Genomic DNA, 22,997 nt, shown 5'->3' on the forward strand with positions numbered 1-22,997 from the left:
CAAGTTCGGACCCCATAATGCAGTTGACAGTCATTTGGCTCCCCCTTATTCGTCGCGTTCGTCTTGGCCGGAGTTGTGGACTGGAATCGTCGACTTCGCGAGAGGAGCGTTGTATCGGACGCCATCCAAGAGCGCCGTCCGGACGGCCCCAGCCTCGGCCGCGATGCTCTTTACTTGCTCGTGGAGTAACTGAAGCGAATGCACAGCAAGTTCGATTTCCTGCTGCTGTGACTTGGGCACTAGGGGCACTTCGAGATCACGTATCGACGCGCGCTGGATGGTGCTCCCCCCCTGGAAGCGCTCATTCCAACTTCCCGTCAGCGCGATAGCAAGGTACGACGGCGAGAGCACTTCATCGTCGAGCACGCGGAGCCGATAGACGCCGGTGGAAGGCAGATGTCCGCCTGCGGTGTCCACGCAGGCACGGATGGTGTTCATCGCCGTCGCCAGAACATCACCTTCAATTGTGAGCTCGGGGTAGTTGTCGTACTTTGTGTCGATGCCGGTTCGGCGGAGGGTGCTGTCGCGAACATCGGCGGCAGTCACAATCCTCTCTCGCAGCTCCCCCGGCGCGTCCTCATAGCGATCTTTAGGCCGACCAAGCCGGAGCTCCAAAACCTCCTGCTCAACAAGCTCACCGACCGTCATCACACGTGACTTGGGGAAGCCCTCGAAGCGCTGAAACGACGGCAGGTCCTTCGTCAGCTGTCCGATCGTTTCGTTGATTGAAGTCCAGCCCCCGAAGTATGCCTTCGTGATCTCCCTCGGGTTACGTTCCGTGCGGTCAACCCACCGCTGCGGGACGAGGACTGACTCTGCCGCTAGCACGTCGGTGATCGGCACCACCGCGTGAGGGGCATCGTCCTGGGCCGCGGGTTCGGTGAGCCATGCCGCAATGTGGTTCTCCGGCGCGACCGAGTCGGAGGCGTCGATGAAAAGGACGCTTTCGGTGAGCGCATCTTTGACGGGGTGTCGGAGGACCCATAGCGCCAGTGGGATCGAAGTTTGCGGCAGAAGCTTTCCGGGGAGCCCCACGACCGCTTCAACGCACCCGCGGCGGACGAACTCTGTGCGGATCTTCCCCTCTTCCCCTCCACGAAACAGTGGGCCGGCTGGACTGAGTACGTAGGCGCGCCCGGTTTCAGTCAGATGAGCGACGGCGTGCTGAAGCCATGCAGTGTCAGCAGAGGATCGCGGTGGCGCCCCGAAGTCGAAGCGGGCGTCTGTCAGGCGCATGGAGCCGTCCAATCTGACTCCGAATGGCGGTTCAAGGAGGATCACATCTGCACGCAGACTCGGTTCGATGTCTTCGGCCAACACGTTGGTCTTTGTTAGCTCGATGTCGACTCCGTGTAATTCCGCTCGCTGCGCGGCGATCCTAAGGGCGCGCGGGTTGATGTCGTGACCGATGACTTTCACGGGTCGAGCTCCGAGCTTGACTGACTCGATGAGCGCGGCTCCGATACCGCATGCGGGGTCGTAAAGGACGCCGTCCGGCCGCGCGGCCGCTAGGTTGGCGAGCAAGGTCGAGGTGCGTGAGCCGACGAAACCGAGATGCGCACCAAGCTTGCCCTGTGCCTTGGCCAAGCGTTCGAGGGCGAAGTCTGCGGCGGAGCCGAGAGCGGAAATGTCGACTCGCGCGATTGCGTCCTCTAGCCGAGTGAGGGTTTCGGGCGCGACGTGCGGGATGTCGGCTGCCGCAGAGGCGCCCGTCTTGCGAGCAACGGCGAGCGACAGAACTAGGTCAGCGGCGTCGTCCGCGGAGAGTTCTCCACGCACGAGGTTAAGGGCTGCCCATACGCCGGTTTCGCCAGCGTCCGTCCTCTGACTGTGTCCGCGGCGTTCAAGCCATGCGGTTACCTCCTGCCGAGAGAACAAGGGCTTAGATTCTGTGCCGGCGACCCGTTTCGGGAAGTCGTCCATCCGCCTACGCCAATTACTCACAGCTCCCCGCGAGACTTCAGCGATGTCCGCGATGTCGCTTGGAGAAACCAGACCTTGGTTTCGGTTCTGAATCAAGCCGCACCGTCGACTTCGGCCGCACCGTAGTTGAGGAAAACAGTACAGCTGGCTGCCATACGCAACCGCTTCGAGCAGTGACCTGCCAGTGCTACAACGGTGACGTTGACTCCCGCTGTTCCGAGCGCAGCGACCGCTTCGCTGAAAATGCCGTCGCCGGAAACGAGTACGACCTCATCAAACCGCTCCTCGACGTGCTCCTCCGTCAGAACTTCGAGAAGGGCCATGTCCGCACCATTCCGGCCGGACCGCGCCAAGATCCGCGGCCCGCGCCAGCCAAGTCCCGTGGCCATCACGCCGAAATGACTAGTGCCAATGACGACTTGCTCGCCCCCCACCAGGGAAACGGCCTCAGCGATGGCCACATGAGCATTCGCAGCCTGCTCAACCAACATTACGGCTCCTCCCACGACGTTCTCGATGTCTACTAGCACGAGGCGACGGCCCCGCATAACGCGCTTCTTGAGCGGGAGCGCAACCGCCGCGGATGTAAACATTACATTACCCTCCGACCCCTGTGAATCACATTTTCACTCACTATCAGAGGCTATTACTGGATGAGGATGCGTGTCAAGTGTTTATCTAATAAACAGGAAGAGGAGTAATCATGCTGTTCACAAACATCGCCCGCGAAAGCGCGACCTGCTTATAAGGAGTGAGGCCAGCCAAAAGGCAGGCCCGAAGCCGCGACAAGCCCCTCTCCTGCTCCAAGCCCTGGGAGTCAAGGCACTTATGCAGGACTTTGGCGGCTCTTCACGGTTCGTGGGGAATTGATTTCGTGTCGTAGCTAAAAAAGGGGCCCGTGGCCCTGCTGGGATGAGTGTGTCTAGCATTCAACCAAGAACAGGACCACGAGCCTTGACTGAGCCTATCGTTGCGGCGGCTGACGCTGCCACCAGTATCTTCAACCTGCCCGACTACCGCGTCATCTCCGCCACCGTTCTGGACGACGGCAGGCGCCGGGTCATTGTCGAAACCGACCAGCCACCGGGCTGCCCCAGCTGCGGTGTCGTGGCATCGCGGCGCAAGGAGCGGCGCTTCCAGCGGATCCGGGACATCCCCGTCGCCGGCGCAGTGGAGGTCCTCTGGTCCAAGTACCGCTGGCACTGCGAGGAACGCAAGTGTGCCCGGCTCTCGTTCTTCGAATCCACCGCCCAGGTCCCGCGCCGTGCCCGCTCCACCGCCCGGCTCCGGGACCAGGTCGTTGATGCCGTCATCAATTCCGGCCGGGCCGTGTCCGAGACTGCTGCAGCGTTCGCGGTCTCCTGGTGGATGGTCCGCGCCGCGCTGACCGAGGCCTGTTTTCTCACGCTGCCGGAGGTGGATGAGCTCAGCCCGCGGATGCTCGGCATCGACGAACACCGGTTCCGGTCCGTGCGCTACTTCCGCGGCCCTGACTCCACGTCGTGGGTCAGGCATGAGCCATGGATGACGACCATCGTTGACCTGGACACCGGCCAGGTCCTGGGGATCGTGGACGGCCGGGACCACAAGGGAGTCGGGGACTGGCTCTTCGCCCGCCCGCTTCAGTGGCGACTCGGCGTCCAAGTCGTCGCGATCGACCCGTCGGCGGCGTTCCGGAAAGCCCTGAGGATGTGGCTGCCCCGCACCGCCGTGGCCGTTGACCACTTCCACCTGGTCTCCCTGGCCAACCAGGCCGTGACCGAGGCCCGGCAGAACCTGTCCCAGCAGGTCAAGGGCCGCCGCGGCCGCGGGATCGACAAGGCCTGGGCCCACCGGATGCTGCTCCTGCGAGCCGGCGACACACTCACCGGGAACGCGGCACGCCGCCTGGCCGAGGTCTTCGCCGCCGATGACGCTACCGGTAAGCTGCAGGCCGTGTGGAAGGTCAAGGAACAGCTGCGGATACTGCTGCGAACGAGTTCTCTTGCCGACGCCGCCGCCGCCGCAAAAGAGGAACTGAAGATGCTCGTGGAAGCTGCCGAACGGCCGGAGACCAACAAGCTCTACCGCACCGTGTGCCGATGGTGGAACGAGATCGAAGTCCTCATCGTCACCGGCGCCACCACCGGCAAGGTCGAGGCAAACAACACCGGCATCAAACACATCAAACGAACCGCCCGCGGCTACCGCAACCCCGCCAACTACAAATCGGTTATTCTCATGCGAAGTGCCGTCCGGACGGCGGCATGACACTCATCCGGGAATCCATTTCCCCACGAACCTTGAAGAGCCACTTTGGCTGGACCGGAGGCTCCCATATCTTGCGCGCTTTCGCGGTCCCCGCAAGCCGCAGCGTCGCCTCGTCTCTGGGGGCGCCCAGCCGTACCTGCACGGCCTCATGGTCGGCGCCGTCTTCCAACCCACACCTGCCCAGCCGTGGAAGGGGATCAGGCCGTGCCGCTTCAGCTGTCTTTGAGCCGCCTGCCCACTGGAAGGTTTTCGCCCCAGGACGGGTATATCTCGCCCTCGTTATGCTCGGCTTCGCGACGGGCCGTCTCTGCTTCGATCGCCTTCGCCGCGAAGTGACTCCAGGTGTTATCCCCTTCGGCGTAGCTGGTCGCCCGGTACGCGGCCCGCGCCCGGTTCCGCAGCGCGGCGGGGATACTCACCGTCAACCGCTTTGGACGGAGTCGCATCTAGAAGGTATCGGCAGACCGTTGCGCGGGAAACTCCAAGCATCTTGCCAATGTCAGAGGCGCTGATTCCTTTTCTTTTGAGCTCCCGGACCCTGGCAGCGGCAGCGTCATCGACTTTGCGTGGCCTGCCGCCGTGGCGGTTGTTAGCCGCGGCCGCCGTGAGACCTGCTCTGGTGCGTTCGATCATCGTGTCGCGCTCCAGCTGCGCGAACGCGGCCATAATCGTTAACATCGCGGTCCCCATGGGCCCAGTTGTGTCCAGACCTTCCGTCGGGGAACGGAAGCCAGCTCCCCGTTCCTTGATGCCCTCGATGACGTCCAGGACGTGCCGGGTGTTCGGACCCAGGCGGTCAAGCTTCCACACGGTGAGCACATCGCCGGCCTCCAGCCGGTCCAGCGCCTTGGACAACTGAGGACGTTCCACCATTGATCCGCTGACGCCATTGTCGGCAAAGGTCCGGGCTGCGCCGGCGGACTTGAGTGCAGCGAGCTGCAGATCAAGGTTTTGTTCCGTGGTGGAAACCCTCGCGTACCCGATCACAGCCATTGGCTGTCTCCCCGTTCTCTTAATGCCGAACAATTTGCAGTTTTGTGACTATCTGTTGTTGGACGGCATTACGAGACGTCGGGCGTCCGTGTCGCGACGGGAAGTCCTGAAGTCCCAGGCAACGCGGCCCGACTGTCTCATTAATCGATCGTTTATCAGGACGCGGAGTCCGCACCGGCCGGCCGGACTCTTGGCTTCCCGCGGTGCGACTGTTGGACGTAAGTGGCGGCGTCCTGACGGAGTTACTTAATACTAGGCGGAGCCAACACGAGGACGGATGGAACGGTCCTCGGAGCTGCCACGCGCAGGAGCTCATACCCTACCCCGGCAAGTCCGGTCATGAGTCCGGGGCAAAGCACATTCCGGTCATCGGAATACTCGCCGACATCGTATCCTGGCGGAACCAGCAATCCGGCTATCACCTTCTTTAGTTGCCCCCTGCTCCAGCCAATCTTTTCTCCTGCCTCGATGACGAGGTCGGCAACACCGGCGGTACCGTGACACAAGCTCACATCTGTCGACTCGTCTCCGCACGCCGCAGCCTGCATCGCACGGTCAACTTCTTCCTGGAACTCGTCGAAGGCGGTTTGGTGTGGCACCTGCAGCCGTGTCACTCCAATTCCGACAGGCCCATGACACCACGCTGCTCGATTAGCATTTGCTACGGCGCTTCCCGGTGTCGCACGCAGTTCGCTCGTTAATGCGGCCTGCGCCATTGAACGAACTTGATTACGCTCCCAGGAGATCGTAGCCAAGGCTGCCGATCTATGACGCTGCAGGCGCGAGATGCCGTACAACCTTAGGAGTGACAACGCCACACCGGCCGAGCCGTGGGCGGCGCCAGTCAGGGCGAACCCGGGCCCGCTGCTGGTGATCCATGAGATCCCAGCCGTGTCCCTCATGGCACTCTCCAAAAGGTGGTCCGCGCACACCGTAGCTGTTTGGATCAAACTCTCAGCTGGCGCGACGTTATTAAGGGCCAATAAGCCTAGGACGCAGCCCGCACTGCCGTGGATCAGGTCGAACTCCTCATCGTCTCCGATCTTATCGGATACTGAATCGGCCAGTCTTTTGGCTGCGACAGCAAATCTTTCGTCTCGCTGCAGCACCGCGAGGCATGATAGGCAATAAATCAGTCCCCCAAGCCCCGAGAACCCTCCGATGCTCGGAGGCAAATCAGCTTCCCGGTGCACAGCTCGGAGAACCGCTTCAGCTGTCTCATCTGCTAGTTGATCGATCCAGGGGCAGTCCAGCAGCAGACTCGTGTATCCGAAGAACAACGCTAGACCGGGTAACCCGTCGTAAAGGTCAAGGGCGAGCTCAGAGATCACGTTTCGATCGTCGCTGTTGGCTTTGACGCATATCCAAGTTAAGCCATTATCTCCTTCCAGTGACAGTTCGCCTAAGTAGTGGGCGATACTCTCCACGGTCTCTAGCGCAATGTCCCCAAGATTGTTACGAGTGACGTCGTATCTTCCCGCGCCCTGCAAGCCTATCGACGACCCTCGACCGCTACTATTACGGACGTTAGGGGGAATGGCCGCGCGAATCAGCCACTGCTGCAAAGTGCGATCGCGACAGGTCATTCGACGCGCCTTTGATAGAGCCCGCTCAAATCCGGACTCAGTAAAGAATTCCGGTTGGACTTGCTGCTCACGCCAGTTCAGAGCACGCGAATTAACACGGGCCGTAAAATGCGGAATATCTCCATTCCAGAGGTCGGCCGACTCTAACGGCACGACAGAGCGGAAAAGTGAATCATCAGCCCCTAGGCACCAAAGCCGGTCGAACAGCCTCTCGCGATCCAAGGATTCCCTCAGCAGGTTTGGATGAAAGGATTCGTCAAGGAGAGATGCGTACGCTTCGGTAGGTCGCAAGATTCGTCTTACCTCGTCTGAGCGAAATCCAGACAACGGACCCCTAGGATCTGACAGTTCCTTCTTATTTCGGAGCATCACGTCATATATCCCACCAAAACCATCCGTGATTTCACTGCGGTAGGCCGCTGCGTCGACCTCGGAACCGTCGAAGACAGGCCGATTTATCGATTGGTCCAACGAGGCGATTTCACGAATTACGTGCATATGATCTGTTCCGATTCCGACTAGTTCGGGCGCAGTCCTGGAGGTGTGTTGTGCGGCAGACCCTGTGATCCCACTGAGATCATCCTCAGGAAAGCGGTCGTCCATGATGCACGAAGGTAACATCCCCTGAATCAGGACAGATTCCCGCAAGATTTTGCCAATCGCAGTGACATGATCGTGACCATTCGCAAAGGCGTAAGGCACGTGGAAGAGCCCCTCAAGATCTACGAGCATGGGATGCTCGCCCGAAGCGATGACGTTTTGCAGGTGTAAGTCTGACCCGAGAAGCGAATGGAGTATCGCCAAGTAACCACCCTGTCTCCTGAAAAATCTCGCTAGTTGATCAGTATCGGTACATGGCGAATGGTGCACGAATTCCGACCAGCCATATGTCTCCCGGTCAACAAGCTCGAGTACACGGTATTGCGGATTAACACCCGCTTCATTGAGCCAGTGGATAAATTCATAAAAATGTTTCTCGATGGCAATGGCGCGTGGTTTATATACCATCGATATATTATTGGTGAATTGCAAAATGCATACGGACTGTCCGTCGTTGTGCCTGTCACCAACTTCAGGGCGGAAATCCTGCAAATCTCCGAGGTCTCCGTACTTTAGGCACAGCATTTCGTAGTCACTGGATAATCGAGTTAAGAGAAGAATTGTAGCATCTCGCCATTGCTGGGCGGCTCGAAGGCATTGGTGAGCGAGAACGGGATACTCGTCGAATAGGCGACCGATACTCTGCGGCTTTGTGAGGTCGTTGATGAAGTAGAGGAATCTGGCTTGGCTCGTGCCACCGTAGAGCTGTCCTTGGATTCTTGCCGCCCCCAACTCTAGGGCGATGGTCCTGGCAATAATTCGCGCTAGCCGTTGGTCAAGAGATCCTTCAGAGCTAGATAACGCTGACGACAATACTTCGAAACCCCGACGCATACGTCGACTGTGTTCGATATGAGCGTTTACGGATGCCTGGACATTCTCTATTATTGGCAAAATCGGTGACAATAATTGGCGGCGCAACGTGGTTCTTGGTTCCTCGATAACTTTCGAGGACGCATTGCTCTGGGTTGCGTAGATCTGCCGTAACTGCCCGACCCAAGGCGCTGAGCCGCCGTTGCCTTTTCCCGCAATTTCATCCAAGTTCCAGCGTCTAAGAGTGCCTTCAGAAACACCGGCGCAGCTTAGTCGGTACGCAAATAGATCTGCACGGCCTCGGAACGGCTCTTGCTCTTTCCACGCTTCCAGCCTCTTGACCGCCCGGTCATGCTCATCCATTTGTTCCCAATGAGACGGAATCTGCTCAATAATTACGGCGAGTGGCATTCCGCCCCAGCCTGTGATTCGATTCCAATGGTCGTCAGGTGTGTAAGTGAACAACGTCCCGCCCAAAATCTCTGATTGCCCGGATTGTGCTGGCAATAGTCCCCTCAGCCCCGGCTAGGCCACTGAGCGGGTTCGGCTGCCAAGCAGGTTGTGATGCCTAACATTTTGAAACAGACAGACAGCGCCAGCCTTCAGAGCACTTAGTCCCGTAAGTGGATGGAACAGCTGATACCTCCGGATCCAGTCCGAGTTCACCAGCGAGCATGTCCACTACTCCCGCGGGATTCTCAGGTACCAGGCGAGCTAGGTCCTCTGGAAGACTCTTCTTGTACTCATCATCCTTCCAAGCCCTGATGATGGCTCGCACTAACAGCCCGTCTTCCTTTAACTCCTGCGTGTTCTCAGGCTTGTCCATGATGCTCTCCTTGTCGGTCTGCTTGCGGTCATTGATTGCCTTGGGTATCCGCCTCGCCTCCGGCGATTGCGTCCTCAGCCCTATATAACGACGCCGCCGTTACTGGGCCGTTACGGCTCGAAAAATTGCGTCCGGGCCGTTGGCCTGGATGCATCCGCGGCCAGACGTGGACGACTCTCGCTGTTGGCCGAAAGCTGTGCCCCGGCCCGAAAGATGTTCGGACATACCGAGGCGAATGAGGCAAGGTGATCCGGGAGGGCCGGCGCCACCTGCACGATGTCGTCTGGAAGCAGGGCACGGCTAAGTACGGGCAACTGAATAACTACTTAATGGAAGCCACCGGGCTTCCCTGGTTCGACTTCACCCAATCGGACGGCCGCACCTCCACGCGACCTGCCCGACCGGATCGTGGTTCGCGGCCGCGAGGGGAACGACTTCATAATGGGGAAGCGTGTGAATTCGTCGAATCGACCACAGTGTCCGGTATGCCCTGCGCCGTTCCGCCTCACCGATGGCCATAGCCGCCTACACCTACAACGAACTGCCGGCCGAAGAACAGCTCACCATCGCCCTGGACGCCCCGCCCAATGAGGAAGCCTAGCGGTATCGGTCCGTCCGACGGACCAAACTCCCGCCTGTTCTCCGCACACCGTCGCCGTCTCCTCAAAGCAGCGTTTGTGAGACTGAGGTGCGGCCAGGATGTGGACGGCGCCTGACACTGCGGTGGCAATCTGGGAACACGACGAGTATCCCCGAAGTTGTTCTGCACGTTTTCGTGGAACAACTTCATTGAACTTAGCTGAGGAACAGGAACGCCGGCGCGAGTCGCCGCATTCCGAAGGACCAATCCTGGCGTTCCACTGCCTAGGAACTGAGACAGCGGCTATTTAGGAAACTTGCCCAGTCTAGGATGGATGAATTCGTGTTTCAGGAGACAAATTGAGAAAACCGTATTCCGAAGAAGTTCCAGATTTCGCACGGGACTCCAACGTAGTTGTGTTCGTTGTCGAAGGCCTTCTGACCGCTGACGCCCCGTGGGAGCGCAGGGTCAACCCCGAGCGGTTGGCCATGGCCTTGAGGGAGGCTGGGGTCAATGTTTCGCTGCATGCACTGGGAATGCGGGACACCCTCTCGTTGGCCAAGAGCATTACCGAGTATGCCTCGACCGCAGCGCCACAGGTCGCTGATGCGCTCGATGAGCTAGAACTGGCATGGGCAATCGAAACTGATCTGTCTCCGCGGGCAGGGCTGAGAGAAGTAGTTTTGCACCTACAGGCCTGCGGAAAATCGGTGCTATTTGCTTCCGCAATGGGGGAACGAATTGCCAAACAGGTAGTCACAAATGGTCTGAGAGTTTCAGGACTACCGGTTTTTGGCCGCTCTAAGCCCGGCACGTTTGCGGAGACACTTCAGGGTGCGCTGCAACGTGCCTTCGACTCAGCACAGCCTGGGGACCGTTGTCTAGTAATCACACATCACGGCCTTGGTCAGCAGCCCGTCAACTCAAATAGCGGGCTCCTAACTCTTGGGCGCGGTGAACCAATTAGCGGGATTCAGGGGCTTGACGCCATAGACCTCGCGGCACAGTGCGCCCTGACAGAAGCCGAAAGACAGGACATCACGCGGCGCGTTAAAAAGCGGGACCGTGCACGGGAACTGAAGAATAAGCAGAGTCTGACGTCGGAAGAGCTCGCCGAGTACTTTGACCTGACCGGCGGCGGACGCCTCATCGGAAATTCGGCCCAGTCGGGGTACGTTGATGAGAAAAAGGGCATCGAGAACACGAACTTGATGCGTCACATCCGCAACGATGCAGCTGACAGGCAACATCTGCTGGAAGTGATATCAATTGATGCAGCTCTCATTGAGGTTGAGCTTAGGAACTGGCTTATCGTCCATCACGACTACTCATTCGCAGCCAAAGAAAGACTCACTTTCGGACAGACTGTTGGCCTTGTGGCGGACCGTGGTTTTCCCGCGAGCCTCATAGGCCGTCTTAACCTGTTCAACAGACGGAGAAACGATGCGGTTCATCATTTGTCCATGGGAGTCGAAAGCTACCATCAGATGACGGACGACTACATGGCTGATTGCTCCTTGCTCTTCGACGTGCAAGATTTTGTCCTGGATTCAGCACCCGTCGTCGGTCGCGGCGCAGACAACTACTAACTAGGATCGCCGGGCAACAGGCTTGGGCCCAGTGCATATGACTTCTGACGTTTAGTGCAGTTGGCTTCTGAAACTGACAACAGCGAAACAAGATCTGACCCGACGGTTAGACGCCCTAGCGGCCGCTGGCGTTGATCCCGCCCGCATCCACGTGGACAAGAAGTCCGGAGCCTCCACCGCCCGCCCAGGGCTCCAGGCGGCTTTGACCCACGCCCGAGCGGGAGACGTGCGTGGTCCACACCCTGGACCGGCTGGGCCGGACCGTGCGGGACACACTAAACTTGGTCCACGACCTCAAAGAACGTGGCATCGGCGTGCGGACTCTCGCCGATCCCCTCGCCATCAACATCGCTGAGCCGGGCGGGCCCATGAGCCAGCTGGCGTTCCTCATGCTGGCCCTCGTCGGACAGATGGAACGCACCTACGCTGCCGAACGCGCGGCGCACGCCCGGGCTGTAGCCACCGCGAACGGCCGGCGCACCGGGCGGCCGTCCGTAGTCGATGCTGACACGCTCGAACACGCTGCCCTGCTCCGGGCCAGCGGTTCCACGATCAGTCAGATAACGGCAAAAACGGGCCTGAAACGCACGACCCTGTATAGGCATCTACCTCCCCGCGCCGCGCCAGAATAGATCGCCATGAATGCTCCAAGCTTCGCGGGCCGACTCATGGCTCATACAGAAGCTAATCCTGCACGGCTCTGTACGGGAGCGTCTTTTCCATTAGCCCTACGCGCTCCAGATGTTTCAAAAAGGCATTGATCTTTCGGATGAGATCGTCTGCACCCGCATCTGGGTTCCAAGACTTTACCCAGACTTTTTCGGTGGATGCATCGAGCTTCCTCGACTCGCTCAAGGAGGGCGACCACGTAGGGGATATTGCTAGGACAGGACGTCCTTGCCGAGTCAGTTCTGCCACGCGCTTCAGTGCCCTGTCCTTATCCCAGGGCAGCGCGACGATGGTGTATCTGCCGCGGCCGCGTTTAATGGTGATCCCGTCAGCGTTACCGTCAGGGTGATTCATCTGTAGGGCAGCGCTTATACCCGCCCTTGTCAGTTCTGTCGCGATCTGGTGTCGAAGGACAAAGACCTCAGCCTCTGGCGAGCTGCTTGCCTTACCTTGAGTGCTCTCCACATACTCATGCAATGCCTCAAACGCGCGCTGTGAAGCCCAGCCATTTTTCGCCGCACGGATAGCCCCAGCGTCAAAGGAAGTGTTTGACGACTTAGCAGCACGGTCCGGAACACTCACCGGTGCGTCCGCTTGCACCCCACCCGGCTGGTCACCCGGCTCCTCCACCGAAACGTCCGCTTGCACCCCACCCGGCTGGTCACCCGGCTCCTCCACCGAAACGTCCGCTTGCACCCCACCCGGCTGGTCACCCGGCTCCTCCACCGAAACGTCCGCTTGCACCCCACCCGGCTGGTCACCCGGCTCCTCCACCGAAACGTCCGTGAGCTGATCTTCAGCCCCGCCACTTTCTAGCGCCAAATTTTCTTTCCGCACAACGAGCGACATGAAGTTTGCACATGCCTTCTCTTGAAGGTGGGTGATCGCCTCACTCTGCAGCTGATTCAGTAGAGTCCGTGCGAACTCCTCCGAGACGGCGTTGCCGTTGTTCTCAGTTTTTGATGGGAATGCTCGTTCTGTTATCCACTCGTATCTCTCCCACCAGTTAGCTTCCCGGTCCTTTGCCTTCGTGTGCCGCAGTTGCGCGAGTAGAACAAGGGCTGTGACGGCCGCTGCCATGAACGCCGCAATTCCACCTACCGCTGGGCTGACAAAAAGCTTTCCGAGATACGACTGCACCCTCTGCTCTGTCTGCTGAACAATGAAGGCTTTAACGGTTTGGTCGCCGATGTTTGCCAGGATTGCCATGACGACAATGAGAGCAGCACCGGCGGCGACGCTTATGAGAACGGTTTTCCACTCGTTGACCAAGGTCTGACCAAGGTCTCTAAACGTTCGGGGACGCGCATCTGCAGTCATACTGGCCTTGGTTCCATACCTCTGTGTGGGTCCACTTCCGCAGAGCGCCGCTTATATCGGTTTGATACTACCTTTATGTTCTTTCGGTATTACTGATCCGAGGCCTGGGTTGGCATCCCTCACGTCCCTCCCCAGATGCTTCCAATATGAAGCTCAGCAAACATTTCCATCCCGACCAGCCCCCCACACTCGCAGATGTGTGCAAGAGGCTCAGCATCGAGGCAGGTGACGCGCATACCGCCATGGCCGATGCGACAGCGGCGGCGAAGGTACTAGCGGCGTACCTGCGCCTCAGTAGCGAAAAGGGGCAGTACGGACATCTTCGCTGCTCCTACGACGCCGGTGGCACCCGCCTGGCGACCCCTCAATCTTCCCGAACCGACGTCCAGCGCAGCCAAGCCGCGAAACGGGACGTGATATATCTCCGTCTAGGGCCTCATATTCGCTGATTCCTTCCTACTCAGAAGCCGTCAACGGCGGCTGGTTACGTCGAGGCGTCTCTGCTTATCATCAAGGCTGGTTCCGCGACTGACGATTACCAGTTCTCTGGCGATCAACGCGTCTGTCGCGTGCCAGGCTGAGCTTTAAGACAACCGGCGACGCGTGTCAACAAATACGGCACACCACCCTGACCTGACTTGAGAGCTGGCCCTGCCTGACGCCCGTTTGGGGTATGCCCTAATCCGACGTCAAAAAAGGTCCGCAACGGCCGTTGGCCACCTTTGATACCGACTTCGGATTCTGACTAGCTACGCTGCATCATCCTGATTCGGCGTTCTGGCCGCTCAACCCCAGCGGCCGACATATGCCCCGGGTTGGCTTATCCCGCCGGATGGCCGGGCTGCCGTTCAAGGAAATGCTTTCACCCGTTCTACGTTCATGCAGGGTTGCGGAGTTGGCCGGTGGTCTAGGGCAGGATGAAGCCATGACTCCCGAAGAACTTGCCAGACGCTCCGCCGAGGTAGCCGAATCTGCTGCCCATGCCGCATGGTGGGCCGCCGCAGGCTCCATCCTTACGGCCCTTCTGACGCTTGGCTTACTTGTGGGCGAAACGGGCAACGAAGTTGGAGACTCCGGCGATAGCCAATGCCAAGACGGCTAACGCGATGAGGGGTTTCTTGAGTTTCGCTCCGAGCGGGACGAGCTCTACCGTGGCCACGCCATCGACCCACGGGCCCACCCGGCGGAAGCCGGCGTTCCGGATGTGGTTGTCGGCAGCCTTCTCGGTGTCCTCGGTCTGCTTCGTGTAGACGATCTTGCCCGCGGCGTCCGTGATGGTGATGGGCCGGCTGGTGGAAACCGCGGAAGTGACGTTGCTGAAGCCGTGGGCGTCGCGGTCGCCTGGTTCTCCCAGAACGGCCCTCAGCGCGTGCAGAATATCGGTCATGGTGAATCCCCCAAGTCAGTGCCGCCCCAGCGGCGACTTCGCCTGTATCCTAACCGCTCGGGAGAAAGGCGGCGCCGGCAGCCCCGGAGTAGGCGGCCGACGAGGGCCGCATACGACGCTGCGTGTCGTGGGGCGGAGGCGCCGGGGTCACTCGATCACTACGCGTTCAACCGCGGCTGATTCTTCCGGAAATTCTCTATGTCTCCCCAGGGAATCCGGACTCTGGATGTCCGGCCGGACTCCGCCCTGTACGCGTTGGGGAACACGCCCGCCGCAACCAACGCCGCAACGGTGGACGTGTGCAGGGACAGGGCGGCGGCCACTTCGCGAGCTGTGGCATCGTCAGCACTCGGGCGGGTTCTTGCGAGGCAGGCCTCGACGTCAGCCCACGGGATAGCGATCGGCGATCCCCTGCCCCGCATGACGGCACGGGGGAACGCTCTTGAGCGCGCCAGCGCCCGGACAGTCTCCGGATGCAGGTTGAGGGCAGCCGCCACTTGCTTCACGGTGGCGTACGGGGGATGTGGAGAGAGCCACGCTACTCGGCCGCCCGCGGCTGCAGCTGGCGGTAGTCCTCCACGTCCGCCCACGGGATGCGGATCCGCGCCGACGGCCCGCCTGTACCTGTCTTGTAGGCGTTCGGGAAGGCACCAGACCGTGCCAGGATCCGGACCGTCTCGGGGTGGAGAGAAAGGGTGTCCGCGGCGGCCAGGGCGGTCATGTCCGGTTCACGTCCGCTGGGTGGGTTGCTCATGCGCCCGAACTTACCCGGGTCTACGTCCCCGGCACGGTGTTCCGCGGTCCGCTCGGCGAGGCTCCCCAATGTTCCGCCGGGCTCCTCACCCAATCTTCAGCAGACATGGCGAGAGTGGGTCAGCGAAGCCGCCGAGCCTCGGGGGCAAGGAATTCGTAGTCCGGTTCCGTCTCCTCGAATTCGGAGCGGCGGATCACTGGTGCCGGCGGCGCCAACATCTCGTCGAGCATCCGGCCGACCGCTTCCACATCTATCTTCACCATTCCAGGACCCTAGCTGGAGGCCATGGCAAAGGCGAAGGAGCTACCCAGGCCGGCTGAATTGCTGGGCGGGCAGCCCTGCACGCCGCCGCCGGCCCGCAAGCCACGCAGGCCCAGGCGCAGCTTCGCGCCAAGCAGTCAGAGTTCAAGCCTGGCGCGAAGACAACGAACGGAAGAACCTCAGCTACCGGACGTCACTGACCGCTCGCTAGGACACAATGAGCCGACCGCTTTTTGCCCGGGCCCTGCTTGCCTTGCCGAAGAACCCCTCAAGTCGTTCGGTCTCGCCAACGAACCGCGTGCCCTGCACCTCGAACCAGGCCGCCGGCGAGAATTCAAAGAGGACCGTCCATGTCGGATCTTCAAATTTGAGTAGCAGCAGAACCCCAGAGGCCAGCACCTTATACGCGTACTGATCCGTCTCGTGCTCGTAGACCTCATTGCGGCCGTCGCTGAAACCAACAATCACAGATGACAAATCGACATCCCCCTTCGTCTGCGCCCGGCACCGTGCCCGGCGTGAGGCAAACACTACCCACCGAATCGACCCTTGGAGGAAACGCCATGACGAGAAGACGATTATGAGTCGCTCTCTCATCAACCACTACGACTCCAACAACAGGAAGTGGCTGCCGCCAGCCCCGCCTTTGCGAGCTTAAGGTTGGCCTTGAGCGGAATGTGTTTGGTCATGTCGATATCCCCCCAAGTCCAGCCGGGGGGTCAGACCAACGCCACGGAACGCAATCGGCCGGGCCTCTCGTCTTCTACGCCGGCGGCCTTCTGCCAGTGTCCCCTTCTACCAAGGGAATACCAGAGGCCTGTCTCATAACTTGGCTGATTCTGGCTGATCGAGCCTGAATGGTCATGTCCATCAGGCAACGAAAAAACCCCGCAGTCCCGTGTAAACACTGGGAACTACGGGGTCCTAGCTGGTGGCTCCGACCGGCGTCGATCCGGTGACCTTTCGATTTTCAGTCGAACGCTCTACCAACTGAGCTACAGAGCCTAGGTGACATGCCACCTTGACGGCCGAAATTTCTTCCGGCAATCAGAGCGACCCTGACGGGACTTGAACCCGCGACCTCCGCCGTGACAGGGCGGCGCGCTAACCAACTGCGCTACAGGGCCTTGCTTGTTTATTGCTTGTACTGCGCATTCTTGCTGCTTGCGGTATCGCTACCGCAAATTTTCAAGGCCTTTAGCCTACCAGACTTTTCCATCCGGTTTGACCAGTTCCTTGCGTACCCCCAACGGGATTCGAACCCGTGCCGCCGCCGTGAAAGGGCGGTGTCCTAGGCCGCTAGACGATGGGGGCCAGGACGCCATCCGGTTGAACATTTCAGGGCAAAAATTAAGGGCCGAAGCCTGTCATTTTTGTCCTTCGGGTTCCTCCGAACTGGACTATAAAACTATAAGGGCAGACCCCCGGATTATCCAAAATCGGCCCCGCACGGGTGCAAGGTGGGTGCAAGATGGACGAATGGATGCCGTTGATGCCCTCAATGAGATTGCGTTCTGGCTGGAACGCGAGCTCGCCCCCACGTTCAAGATTCAGGCGTTCCGAAAGGCAGCTGGGATTATCGGCGCCTTGGACCCGGACGAGGTCGCAGCGCGGGCCCGCAACGGCAGGCTGAAGAGCATGAAGGGGATCGGGGACAGAACTTTCGAAGTCATCAGGCAGGCGGTCGACGGCGGCGTACCCGACTACCTTGAGGGCCTGCGGCAACGCGGACAGCAGCCCCTCGCCACCGGCGGCCTCGAACTGCGCTCCGCCCTCCGAGGGGACCTGCACAGCCACAGCGACTGGTCCGACGGCGGGTCCCCGATCGGACTCATGGCTGACGCCGCCCGGACCCTGGGCCGGGACTACCTCGCCCTGACGGACCACTCTCCCAGCCTCAAGATCGCCAACGGCCTGAGCGCCGAACGCCTTCGGGAACAGCTGGCCGTTGTTGCGGATATCAACGGGAACGGCGAGGACTTCCGCCTCCTGGCCGGGATCGAGGTGGACATCCTGGAGGACGGCACCCTGGACCAGTCCCCGGACATGCTGGAGCAGCTGGACATCGTGGTGGCGAGCGTACACTCGAAGCTCCGTTCCGACCGGCGCACCATGACCGAGAGAATGCTGGGCGCCATCAACGATCCGCATATGAACGTCCTCGGCCACTGCACCGGCCGGCTGTTGCAGGGGTCGAGGGGAACCCGGCCGCAGTCCGAGTTCGACGCCGAACGCGTGTTCGCGGCGTGCGCCGAGAATGATGTGGCCGTCGAAATCAATTCCCGCCCCGAACGGCAGGATCCGCCGGACGAGCTGATCCGGCTGGCCCTCGAAGCCGGCTGCCTCTTCAGCATCGACAGTGACGCCCACGCACCGGGCCAGCTGGATTTCCTGCAGTACGGCGCCGAGCGCGCGGCCGCGAACGGCGTGCCCGCCGAGCGAATTGTCACCACCTGGCCGCTGGACCGGCTGCTGGAGTGGTCCGGACGCGGGAAGTAGCGGGCCGAGCCCCGGCCCTAGCCCCGGCCGAGCCCCGGCCCTAGCCCTCCGCCGACAGCCTAGCCCGGGACGGTTCCGGACCCTCGGGCCGCCACGGCGTGAGCCTGGGCAGCCAGCGCGGGACGTTGCGGCGGTACTCCTCGTAGGCCGCACCGAACTTCCGGGTCAGTGTCGGCTCCTCGTACAGCCGGACGAAGGCCACCACCGGGACGGCGCCGATGCCCAGTGCCACAAAGAGCTTCGGCTGGCCCAGCAGGAGTCCCTGCCCGGCGATGGCCGCGGCAATGGACACGTACATCGGATTCCGCACGTACCGGTAGAGCCCGCCAACCACCAGCTGCTTGGGCGGGGCAAAAGGCGCGGGGGTCCCGATGCCCTCCACGGCGAAATGCACAAAGGAGTTCGCGATCACCGCCGCCCCCGCGCCGATCAGCAGGGCGCCGGTGATCTGCGCAGGCATCCCGCCGGGGACCGGAGCCTCCACTTTCCAGCGGGTCAGAAGCCACGGCACCACGCCGGCGGCCGTTGCGGGGGCAGCCGCAAAGACGGCTGTACCGATGGCTGCACGCTGTCTTTCGCGGGCCGAAACTGGGGATGCGGTCATACCAGCAATCGTTATCCCGCCACGTTCAGCGGACAAGGGCCTACCGGCCCCTGCCCTGAGGGCCGGCTCTGGATCAGCTTGGTCTTCCCCCGCACCGTGCGCCGGCGGAACGGCAGGCAGTCGCGGCGCTCAGGCAAGCAACAGCACGGCAAGGGTGACCATCACGACGGCGATTCCGGCGTCGAGCACCCGCCAGGCCGCCCGGCGCCGGAACAGGGACGTCAGGAAACGCGCCCCCGCCCCGAGGGCGGTGAACCAGGCAATGCTTCCCAGGCCGGCCCCGGCGGCGAACCACCAGCGGCCGGCTTCGCCCTGGGCGGCGGCGAGGGACCCGAGCAGCAACACCGTGTCCAAATAGACGTGGGGGTTCAGCCAGGTGAAGGCCAGGCAGGTGCCCAGCACGGCGGCCCGGCCACCGGCCGGTTTGTCGCCGGGATTCTCCAATTGTTCCCCCCGGACGGCGCGCCAGGCCGCGAGCGCTCCGTAGACGAGGAGGAACGCGGCCCCGACCCACCGGATCACCACGAGGGCAGCCGGCGCCCGGTCCAGGACGACACCGATGCCCGCGACGCCGAGCAGGATCAGCACGAGGTCCGACACCGCGCAGACTGCCACCACCATGACCACATGGGAGCGCTGGATGCCCTGGCGGAGGACAAAAGCGTTCTGCGCGCCGATGGCAACGATGAGGGACAGCCCGGCGGAGAGGCCGGAGAAAAGGGGGAGGATCACCATTCCACGGTAGGGGGCCGCCGAAGATGAAGCCAGTTAAAGTTTCTACCGATACATAAGATGGACTAATGATGGAAATTAGTCCCGAGCAGGCCAGGACGCTGGCCGCGATCGTGGCACACGGCAGCTTCGACGCCGCCGCCGCCCACCTGTCCGTGACCCCCTCGGCCATCAGCCAGCGTGTCCGGGCCCTGGAGACCGCCGTCGGCCGGCCGGTCCTGACCCGCGCGCGGCCGCCCGGGCTTACGGAGCCCGGCGAAGCCGTGGTGCGGTTCGCCCGGCAGTTGGAATTGCTCTCCGCGGACCTGGCCGAGGAACTGCAGCCCGAGCAGCCCCGCGGGGGAACGCGCCTGACGCTGGTGATCAACAGCGACTCCTTGCACACCTGGGCGTTGGCCGGCCTCGCGGCGGCCAGTGAAAACGTCCAGCTGGAGATCCTGCGCGAAGACCAGGAGCACTCCTTGGACCTGCTGCGCGCCGGCGCCGCCGCCGCCGCCATCACGGAGACAGCCAAGCCCGTGCCCGGCTGCGCGTCCAGCAAGCTGGGCATCATGCGCTATTTTCCGGTGTGCGCTCCGGACTTCACCCGCCGCTGGTTTGGGGACGGGGTAAGCGCCGCGACGCTGGCCGCGGCTCCCGTCGTGGTCTTTGACCGCAAGGACGATTTGCAGGACCGCTGGTTGCGCCGGTTCAGCCGCGCAGCCCTGCAGCCGCCGCGCCACTATGTGCCGGCGGCCCAGGAGTTTGGCGATGCCATCCGCTGGGGCATGGGCTGGGGCATGATGCCTGAGATCGAAATCGGCGAAGACCTCGACAGTGGCAGGCTCGAGACGCTCTCTGCCGGCGCGCACGTGGACGTCGCCCTCTACTGGCAGCAGTGGCGGCGCGGCTCGGCGGCGCTGACCGAAGTCGCGGACGCTGTCCGGACGGCGGCGCGAGTCCTCCGCTGAGGCCTTCCGGCATCGTGGCGGCATCTTTGGCGGTAAACCGCGGAGACGTGACCGATTTCCGCCAGTACTGACCGTGCGGGAACGGCTAGATTGGCAGCATGGCAACAACCAAAACAGGCTCACCCAGTCCGGACCACACCCAGCCGGCCGGCACCCATGAAGTGCCCTCCCAGGCGGCCACCCCCGCCCCCGCCCAGCCGAACCGCCCGCCGCATCCGAGCGGCGCCGGACAACCGGCCCCGATCAGCAGGCTCGGCATCGCCGCCGTCGTCGTCACCGTGGTCCTGTGGGCCTCTGCGTTCGTGGGCATCCGGGCCGTGGGCCCGAGCTTCTCCCCGGGCTCCCTGACGCTCGGCCGCCTGTCAGTTGCCGCCGTCGTGCTGGGCCTGCTGGTGGTGCCGAAGCTCAGGGGGCTGCCCCGGGGCCGCGAATGGTGGCCCATCCTGGCGTACGGCGTCATGTGGTTCGGCGGCTACAACGTGGCCCTGAACGCCGCCGAGCACATGCTCGACGCCGGCACGGCCGCCCTGCTGATCAACGTCAACCCCATCCTGGTCGCCGTGATGGCCGGCGTGATCCTGAAAGAGGGCTTCCCGCGCTGGCTGATCATCGGCAGCCTGATCGCCTTTGGCGGCGTGGCCGTGATTGCGCTTGGTTCCGGCCAGCGGTCGTCGGCGGACGTGGCCGGCGTGCTGCTGTGCCTGCTCGCGGCCGGGCTGGCCGCAGTGAGCGTGATCGTCCAAAAGCCGGTGCTCCGCAAGTTCCCGGCAGCCCAGGCCACATGGTTCGGCATCATGGTGGGCGCCGTCTGCTGCCTGCCCTTCAGCGGCCAGTTGATCACCGAGCTGCAGGCCGCTCCCCTGCCGGCCACGCTGGGCCTGGTCTACTTGGGCATCTTCCCCACTGCGATCGCGTTCACCACATGGGCCTACGCGCTCTCCCTCATTGACGCGGGGCGCCTCGCCGCCACCACCTATCTGGTTCCGGGCACCACGATCCTGATCTCCTGGCTGGTCCTGGGCGAGATTCCGACCATCTGGGGCCTGGTGGGCGGCGTGATCTGCCTTGTGGGCGTGGGGCTGACCCGGCGCCGGTCCCGTTAGAGTTTCCCTATGCCTTCGTCCCTCCCGCCCGGCCTGCCGATCGTTCCGAACGGCGGGGACGGCGGGGACGGCAGCGACGGCGGGCACGACGCTGCACCCTTCCCGATGTCCGAGGCCGATTTCGAGGCCGCGGTGAGTGACGCCCTGGACCGGATCCCGCCGGACCTGGCGAAGACCATGAGCAATGTCGCGATCTTCATCGAGGACGACTACACCCCGCAGCCCGGGGAGGATCCGGACACCGTGCTGCTGGGGCTCTATGAGGGGGTTCCCCTGACCGAGCGGGACTCCTGGTGGGACGCTGGCTCGCTGCCGGACCGGATCACCATCTTCCGCCGGCCCATCCTGGACATCTGCGCCACCCGGGAGGACGTGATCGAGGAAGTCACCGTCACTGTGGTGCATGAGATAGCCCACCACTTCGGCATCAGCGACGCGCGCCTGCACGAGCTCGGCTGGGGCTAGCCTTGTAGGCATGGGACACGACCACAGCCACTCGCACGGCATCACCGCCACCGGGAAGCACCGCAAGCGCCTGGTTGCCGTCCTCGCCATCACGCTCGCCGTGGTGGTCGTGCAGACGATTGGCGCCGTGGTCTCCGGATCCCTGGCCCTGCTCGCCGACGCCGGGCACATGCTCTCCGACGCGGCCGGCGTCTTCATCGCCCTGCTGGCCGCGTGGATCGCCACCCGGCCCGCCAGCGATCTGCGCACCTACGGTTACCAGCGCGCCGAGGTCCTGGCGGCGCTGGCAAACGCCCTGGTCCTGATCGTCATCTCGGTGGTCATCTTCACCGAGGCCATCCGCCGGCTCGGCGCCACCCCGGAGGTCCACACCGACATCATGCTCGCGGCGGCGGTCCTCGGCGCCGTCGCCAACCTGGTATCCCTGCTGATCCTGCGCGGCGCCCAGAAGGAAAGCCTGAATGTCCGCGGCGCCTACCTGGAGGTACTGGGGGACCTGCTGGGGTCCTTTGCCGTCATTGCGGCGGCGGTGGTCATCATGGTCACCGGGTTCCAGGCGGCCGACACGATTGCTTCGATCCTCATCGCCCTCATGATCCTGCCCAGGGCCTGGCACCTGCTCCGCGACGTCGTGGACGTGCTCCTCGAGGCCACGCCCAAGGGCGTGGACGTTCAGATGATCCGCGAGCACATCCTCGCGGTGGACGGAGTGGTGTCCGTCCACGACATCCACATCTGGACCATTACCTCGGGCGTTCCCGTCTTCTCCGCCCACGTGGTGGTGGAGGACGCGGCCCTCGGGGCCCGGGGCGCCGACCGGATCCTCGACAAGCTCACCAGCTGTCTGGGCTCCCATTTCGACACCGAACACTGCACGTTCCAGCTCGAGCCCGCCACGCACTCGGAGCACGAGGCGCACCAGCACGCCTGACCGGGCACCAGCGTGCGGCCGCGTCCCGCGGCGTGCGGCGGCGTCCTGCGGCGGTCGGCCGCGTCCCGCGGCGTGTCCGGCGGCATACGGCAGTGTCCGGGGGTGTCCGCCGCGTCCGGGATGGGGCAGCGGCTCGGCGGGAGCACGACACACCCCCCGCGT

Annotated in this window: 21 protein-coding genes, 3 tRNA genes and 1 pseudogene; 9 read left to right on the plus strand and 16 right to left on the minus strand. The window is 62.4% G+C overall.

Features of this window, described 5'->3' with window-relative positions; genetic code table 11:
* Positions 1-45: 45 nt before the first annotated feature.
* Positions 46-1,923 carry an N-6 DNA methylase gene (locus tag BLQ10_RS13065; protein WP_091562698.1) on the minus strand — a complete coding sequence of 626 codons (1,878 nt, stop codon included), beginning with the start codon at positions 1,921-1,923 and terminating at the stop codon, positions 46-48.
* 92 nt (positions 1,924-2,015) lie between these two features.
* Entirely contained in the window at positions 2,016-2,414 is a 399-nt protein-coding gene (locus tag BLQ10_RS13070) for an NYN domain-containing protein (protein WP_217635818.1), read from the minus strand.
* Between the two features lie 463 nt (positions 2,415-2,877).
* Here BLQ10_RS13070 and BLQ10_RS13075 point away from each other — a divergent pair, with 463 nt between their 5' ends.
* Positions 2,878-4,173: an ISL3 family transposase gene (locus tag BLQ10_RS13075; RefSeq protein ID WP_091562704.1), complete on the plus strand. Its 1,296-nt coding sequence runs from the start codon at positions 2,878-2,880 to the stop codon at positions 4,171-4,173.
* Between the two features lie 212 nt (positions 4,174-4,385).
* Here BLQ10_RS13075 and BLQ10_RS23105 read toward each other — a convergent pair whose 3' ends face one another.
* The 4 genes from BLQ10_RS23105 to BLQ10_RS13090 all read right to left on the minus strand — a co-directional run bounded on the left by BLQ10_RS23105 (position 4,386) and on the right by BLQ10_RS13090 (position 8,991).
* On the minus strand, positions 4,386-4,619 hold the full coding sequence (locus BLQ10_RS23105) for a ParB family protein (RefSeq protein WP_368086518.1): 234 nt from the start codon (positions 4,617-4,619) through the stop codon (positions 4,386-4,388).
* Positions 4,519-5,166: a recombinase family protein gene (locus BLQ10_RS13080; RefSeq protein ID WP_091562707.1), complete on the minus strand. Its 648-nt coding sequence runs from the start codon at positions 5,164-5,166 to the stop codon at positions 4,519-4,521. Before BLQ10_RS13080 ends, BLQ10_RS23105 begins: the two co-directional genes overlap by 101 nt.
* A gap of 242 nt (positions 5,167-5,408) precedes the next feature.
* On the minus strand, positions 5,409-8,576 hold the full coding sequence (locus tag BLQ10_RS13085; RefSeq protein ID WP_091562709.1) for a type 2 lanthipeptide synthetase LanM family protein: 3,168 nt from the start codon (positions 8,574-8,576) through the stop codon (positions 5,409-5,411).
* A gap of 157 nt (positions 8,577-8,733) precedes the next feature.
* Positions 8,734-8,991, minus strand: coding sequence for a mersacidin/lichenicidin family type 2 lantibiotic (locus BLQ10_RS13090; RefSeq protein WP_091562712.1), 258 nt, complete (start codon positions 8,989-8,991; stop codon positions 8,734-8,736).
* A gap of 939 nt (positions 8,992-9,930) precedes the next feature.
* On the opposite strand from BLQ10_RS13090, the gene BLQ10_RS13095 reads away from it, so the two are divergent.
* From BLQ10_RS13095 to BLQ10_RS22780, 3 genes and pseudogenes are all read left to right on the plus strand, one after another.
* Positions 9,931-11,160 (plus strand): hypothetical protein, encoded by a 1,230-nt coding sequence (locus BLQ10_RS13095; RefSeq protein WP_139164236.1) that lies wholly within the window; start codon positions 9,931-9,933, stop codon positions 11,158-11,160.
* A 94-nt stretch (positions 11,161-11,254) separates the two neighbouring features.
* Positions 11,255-11,576 (plus strand): annotated as a pseudogene (locus tag BLQ10_RS22775) (recombinase family protein); the annotation flags it as partial.
* Positions 11,571-11,792 carry a helix-turn-helix domain-containing protein gene (locus BLQ10_RS22780; protein ID WP_254785557.1) on the plus strand — a complete coding sequence of 74 codons (222 nt, stop codon included), beginning with the start codon at positions 11,571-11,573 and terminating at the stop codon, positions 11,790-11,792. The pseudogene BLQ10_RS22775 and the gene BLQ10_RS22780, both read left to right, overlap by 6 nt.
* Before the next feature lie 52 nt (positions 11,793-11,844).
* Here the strand turns inward: BLQ10_RS22780 and BLQ10_RS22960 are convergent, their stop codons facing one another.
* The 8 genes from BLQ10_RS22960 to BLQ10_RS13135 all read right to left on the minus strand — a co-directional run bounded on the left by BLQ10_RS22960 (position 11,845) and on the right by BLQ10_RS13135 (position 16,865).
* Positions 11,845-13,149, minus strand: coding sequence for a hypothetical protein (locus tag BLQ10_RS22960; protein WP_091562716.1), 1,305 nt, complete (start codon positions 13,147-13,149; stop codon positions 11,845-11,847).
* A gap of 1,036 nt (positions 13,150-14,185) precedes the next feature.
* Entirely contained in the window at positions 14,186-14,536 is a 351-nt protein-coding gene (locus BLQ10_RS13110; protein WP_091562719.1) for a hypothetical protein, read from the minus strand.
* Between the two features lie 538 nt (positions 14,537-15,074).
* On the minus strand, positions 15,075-15,290 hold the full coding sequence (locus BLQ10_RS13115; protein WP_139164237.1) for a helix-turn-helix domain-containing protein: 216 nt from the start codon (positions 15,288-15,290) through the stop codon (positions 15,075-15,077).
* A 119-nt stretch (positions 15,291-15,409) separates the two neighbouring features.
* Positions 15,410-15,553 carry a hypothetical protein gene (locus BLQ10_RS22405; protein ID WP_175558611.1) on the minus strand — a complete coding sequence of 48 codons (144 nt, stop codon included), beginning with the start codon at positions 15,551-15,553 and terminating at the stop codon, positions 15,410-15,412.
* A gap of 205 nt (positions 15,554-15,758) precedes the next feature.
* Positions 15,759-16,028: a hypothetical protein gene (locus BLQ10_RS13120; RefSeq protein WP_139164238.1), complete on the minus strand. Its 270-nt coding sequence runs from the start codon at positions 16,026-16,028 to the stop codon at positions 15,759-15,761.
* A gap of 452 nt (positions 16,029-16,480) precedes the next feature.
* Positions 16,481-16,556 (minus strand) — tRNA-Phe (locus BLQ10_RS13125).
* 48 nt (positions 16,557-16,604) lie between these two features.
* A tRNA-Asp gene (locus tag BLQ10_RS13130) sits at positions 16,605-16,678 on the minus strand.
* 114 nt (positions 16,679-16,792) lie between these two features.
* Positions 16,793-16,865 (minus strand) — tRNA-Glu (locus tag BLQ10_RS13135).
* 165 nt (positions 16,866-17,030) lie between these two features.
* On the opposite strand from BLQ10_RS13135, the gene BLQ10_RS13140 reads away from it, so the two are divergent.
* Positions 17,031-18,050: a PHP domain-containing protein gene (locus tag BLQ10_RS13140; RefSeq protein ID WP_091562725.1), complete on the plus strand. Its 1,020-nt coding sequence runs from the start codon at positions 17,031-17,033 to the stop codon at positions 18,048-18,050.
* 40 nt (positions 18,051-18,090) lie between these two features.
* Here the strand turns inward: BLQ10_RS13140 and BLQ10_RS13145 are convergent, their stop codons facing one another.
* Positions 18,091-18,654 (minus strand): methyltransferase family protein, encoded by a 564-nt coding sequence (locus BLQ10_RS13145; RefSeq protein WP_091562728.1) that lies wholly within the window; start codon positions 18,652-18,654, stop codon positions 18,091-18,093.
* Between the two features lie 129 nt (positions 18,655-18,783).
* Positions 18,784-19,389, minus strand: a complete 606-nt coding sequence (locus tag BLQ10_RS13150) for a LysE/ArgO family amino acid transporter (RefSeq protein WP_175558612.1) — start codon at positions 19,387-19,389, stop codon at positions 18,784-18,786.
* 65 nt (positions 19,390-19,454) lie between these two features.
* Between BLQ10_RS13150 and BLQ10_RS13155 the strand changes: the two genes are divergently transcribed.
* The 4 genes from BLQ10_RS13155 (at position 19,455) to BLQ10_RS13170 (ending at position 22,835) form a co-directional block, all read left to right on the plus strand.
* Positions 19,455-20,336, plus strand: a complete 882-nt coding sequence (locus BLQ10_RS13155; protein ID WP_091562732.1) for an ArgP/LysG family DNA-binding transcriptional regulator — start codon at positions 19,455-19,457, stop codon at positions 20,334-20,336.
* Positions 20,337-20,434: 98 nt separating this feature from the next.
* Positions 20,435-21,439, plus strand: coding sequence for a DMT family transporter (locus BLQ10_RS13160; protein ID WP_091562733.1), 1,005 nt, complete (start codon positions 20,435-20,437; stop codon positions 21,437-21,439).
* A gap of 9 nt (positions 21,440-21,448) precedes the next feature.
* Positions 21,449-21,904 carry a metallopeptidase family protein gene (locus tag BLQ10_RS13165; protein WP_091562737.1) on the plus strand — a complete coding sequence of 152 codons (456 nt, stop codon included), beginning with the start codon at positions 21,449-21,451 and terminating at the stop codon, positions 21,902-21,904.
* A gap of 10 nt (positions 21,905-21,914) precedes the next feature.
* Complete coding sequence (locus tag BLQ10_RS13170) at positions 21,915-22,835, plus strand: cation diffusion facilitator family transporter (RefSeq protein WP_091562740.1); 921 nt, start codon at positions 21,915-21,917, stop codon at positions 22,833-22,835.
* The last annotated feature ends 162 nt before the right edge of the window (positions 22,836-22,997 follow it).

The sequence above is a fragment of the Arthrobacter sp. ok362 genome (genome assembly GCF_900102785.1).
In the GTDB taxonomy this organism is placed as follows: Bacteria; Actinomycetota; Actinomycetes; order Actinomycetales; family Micrococcaceae; genus Arthrobacter.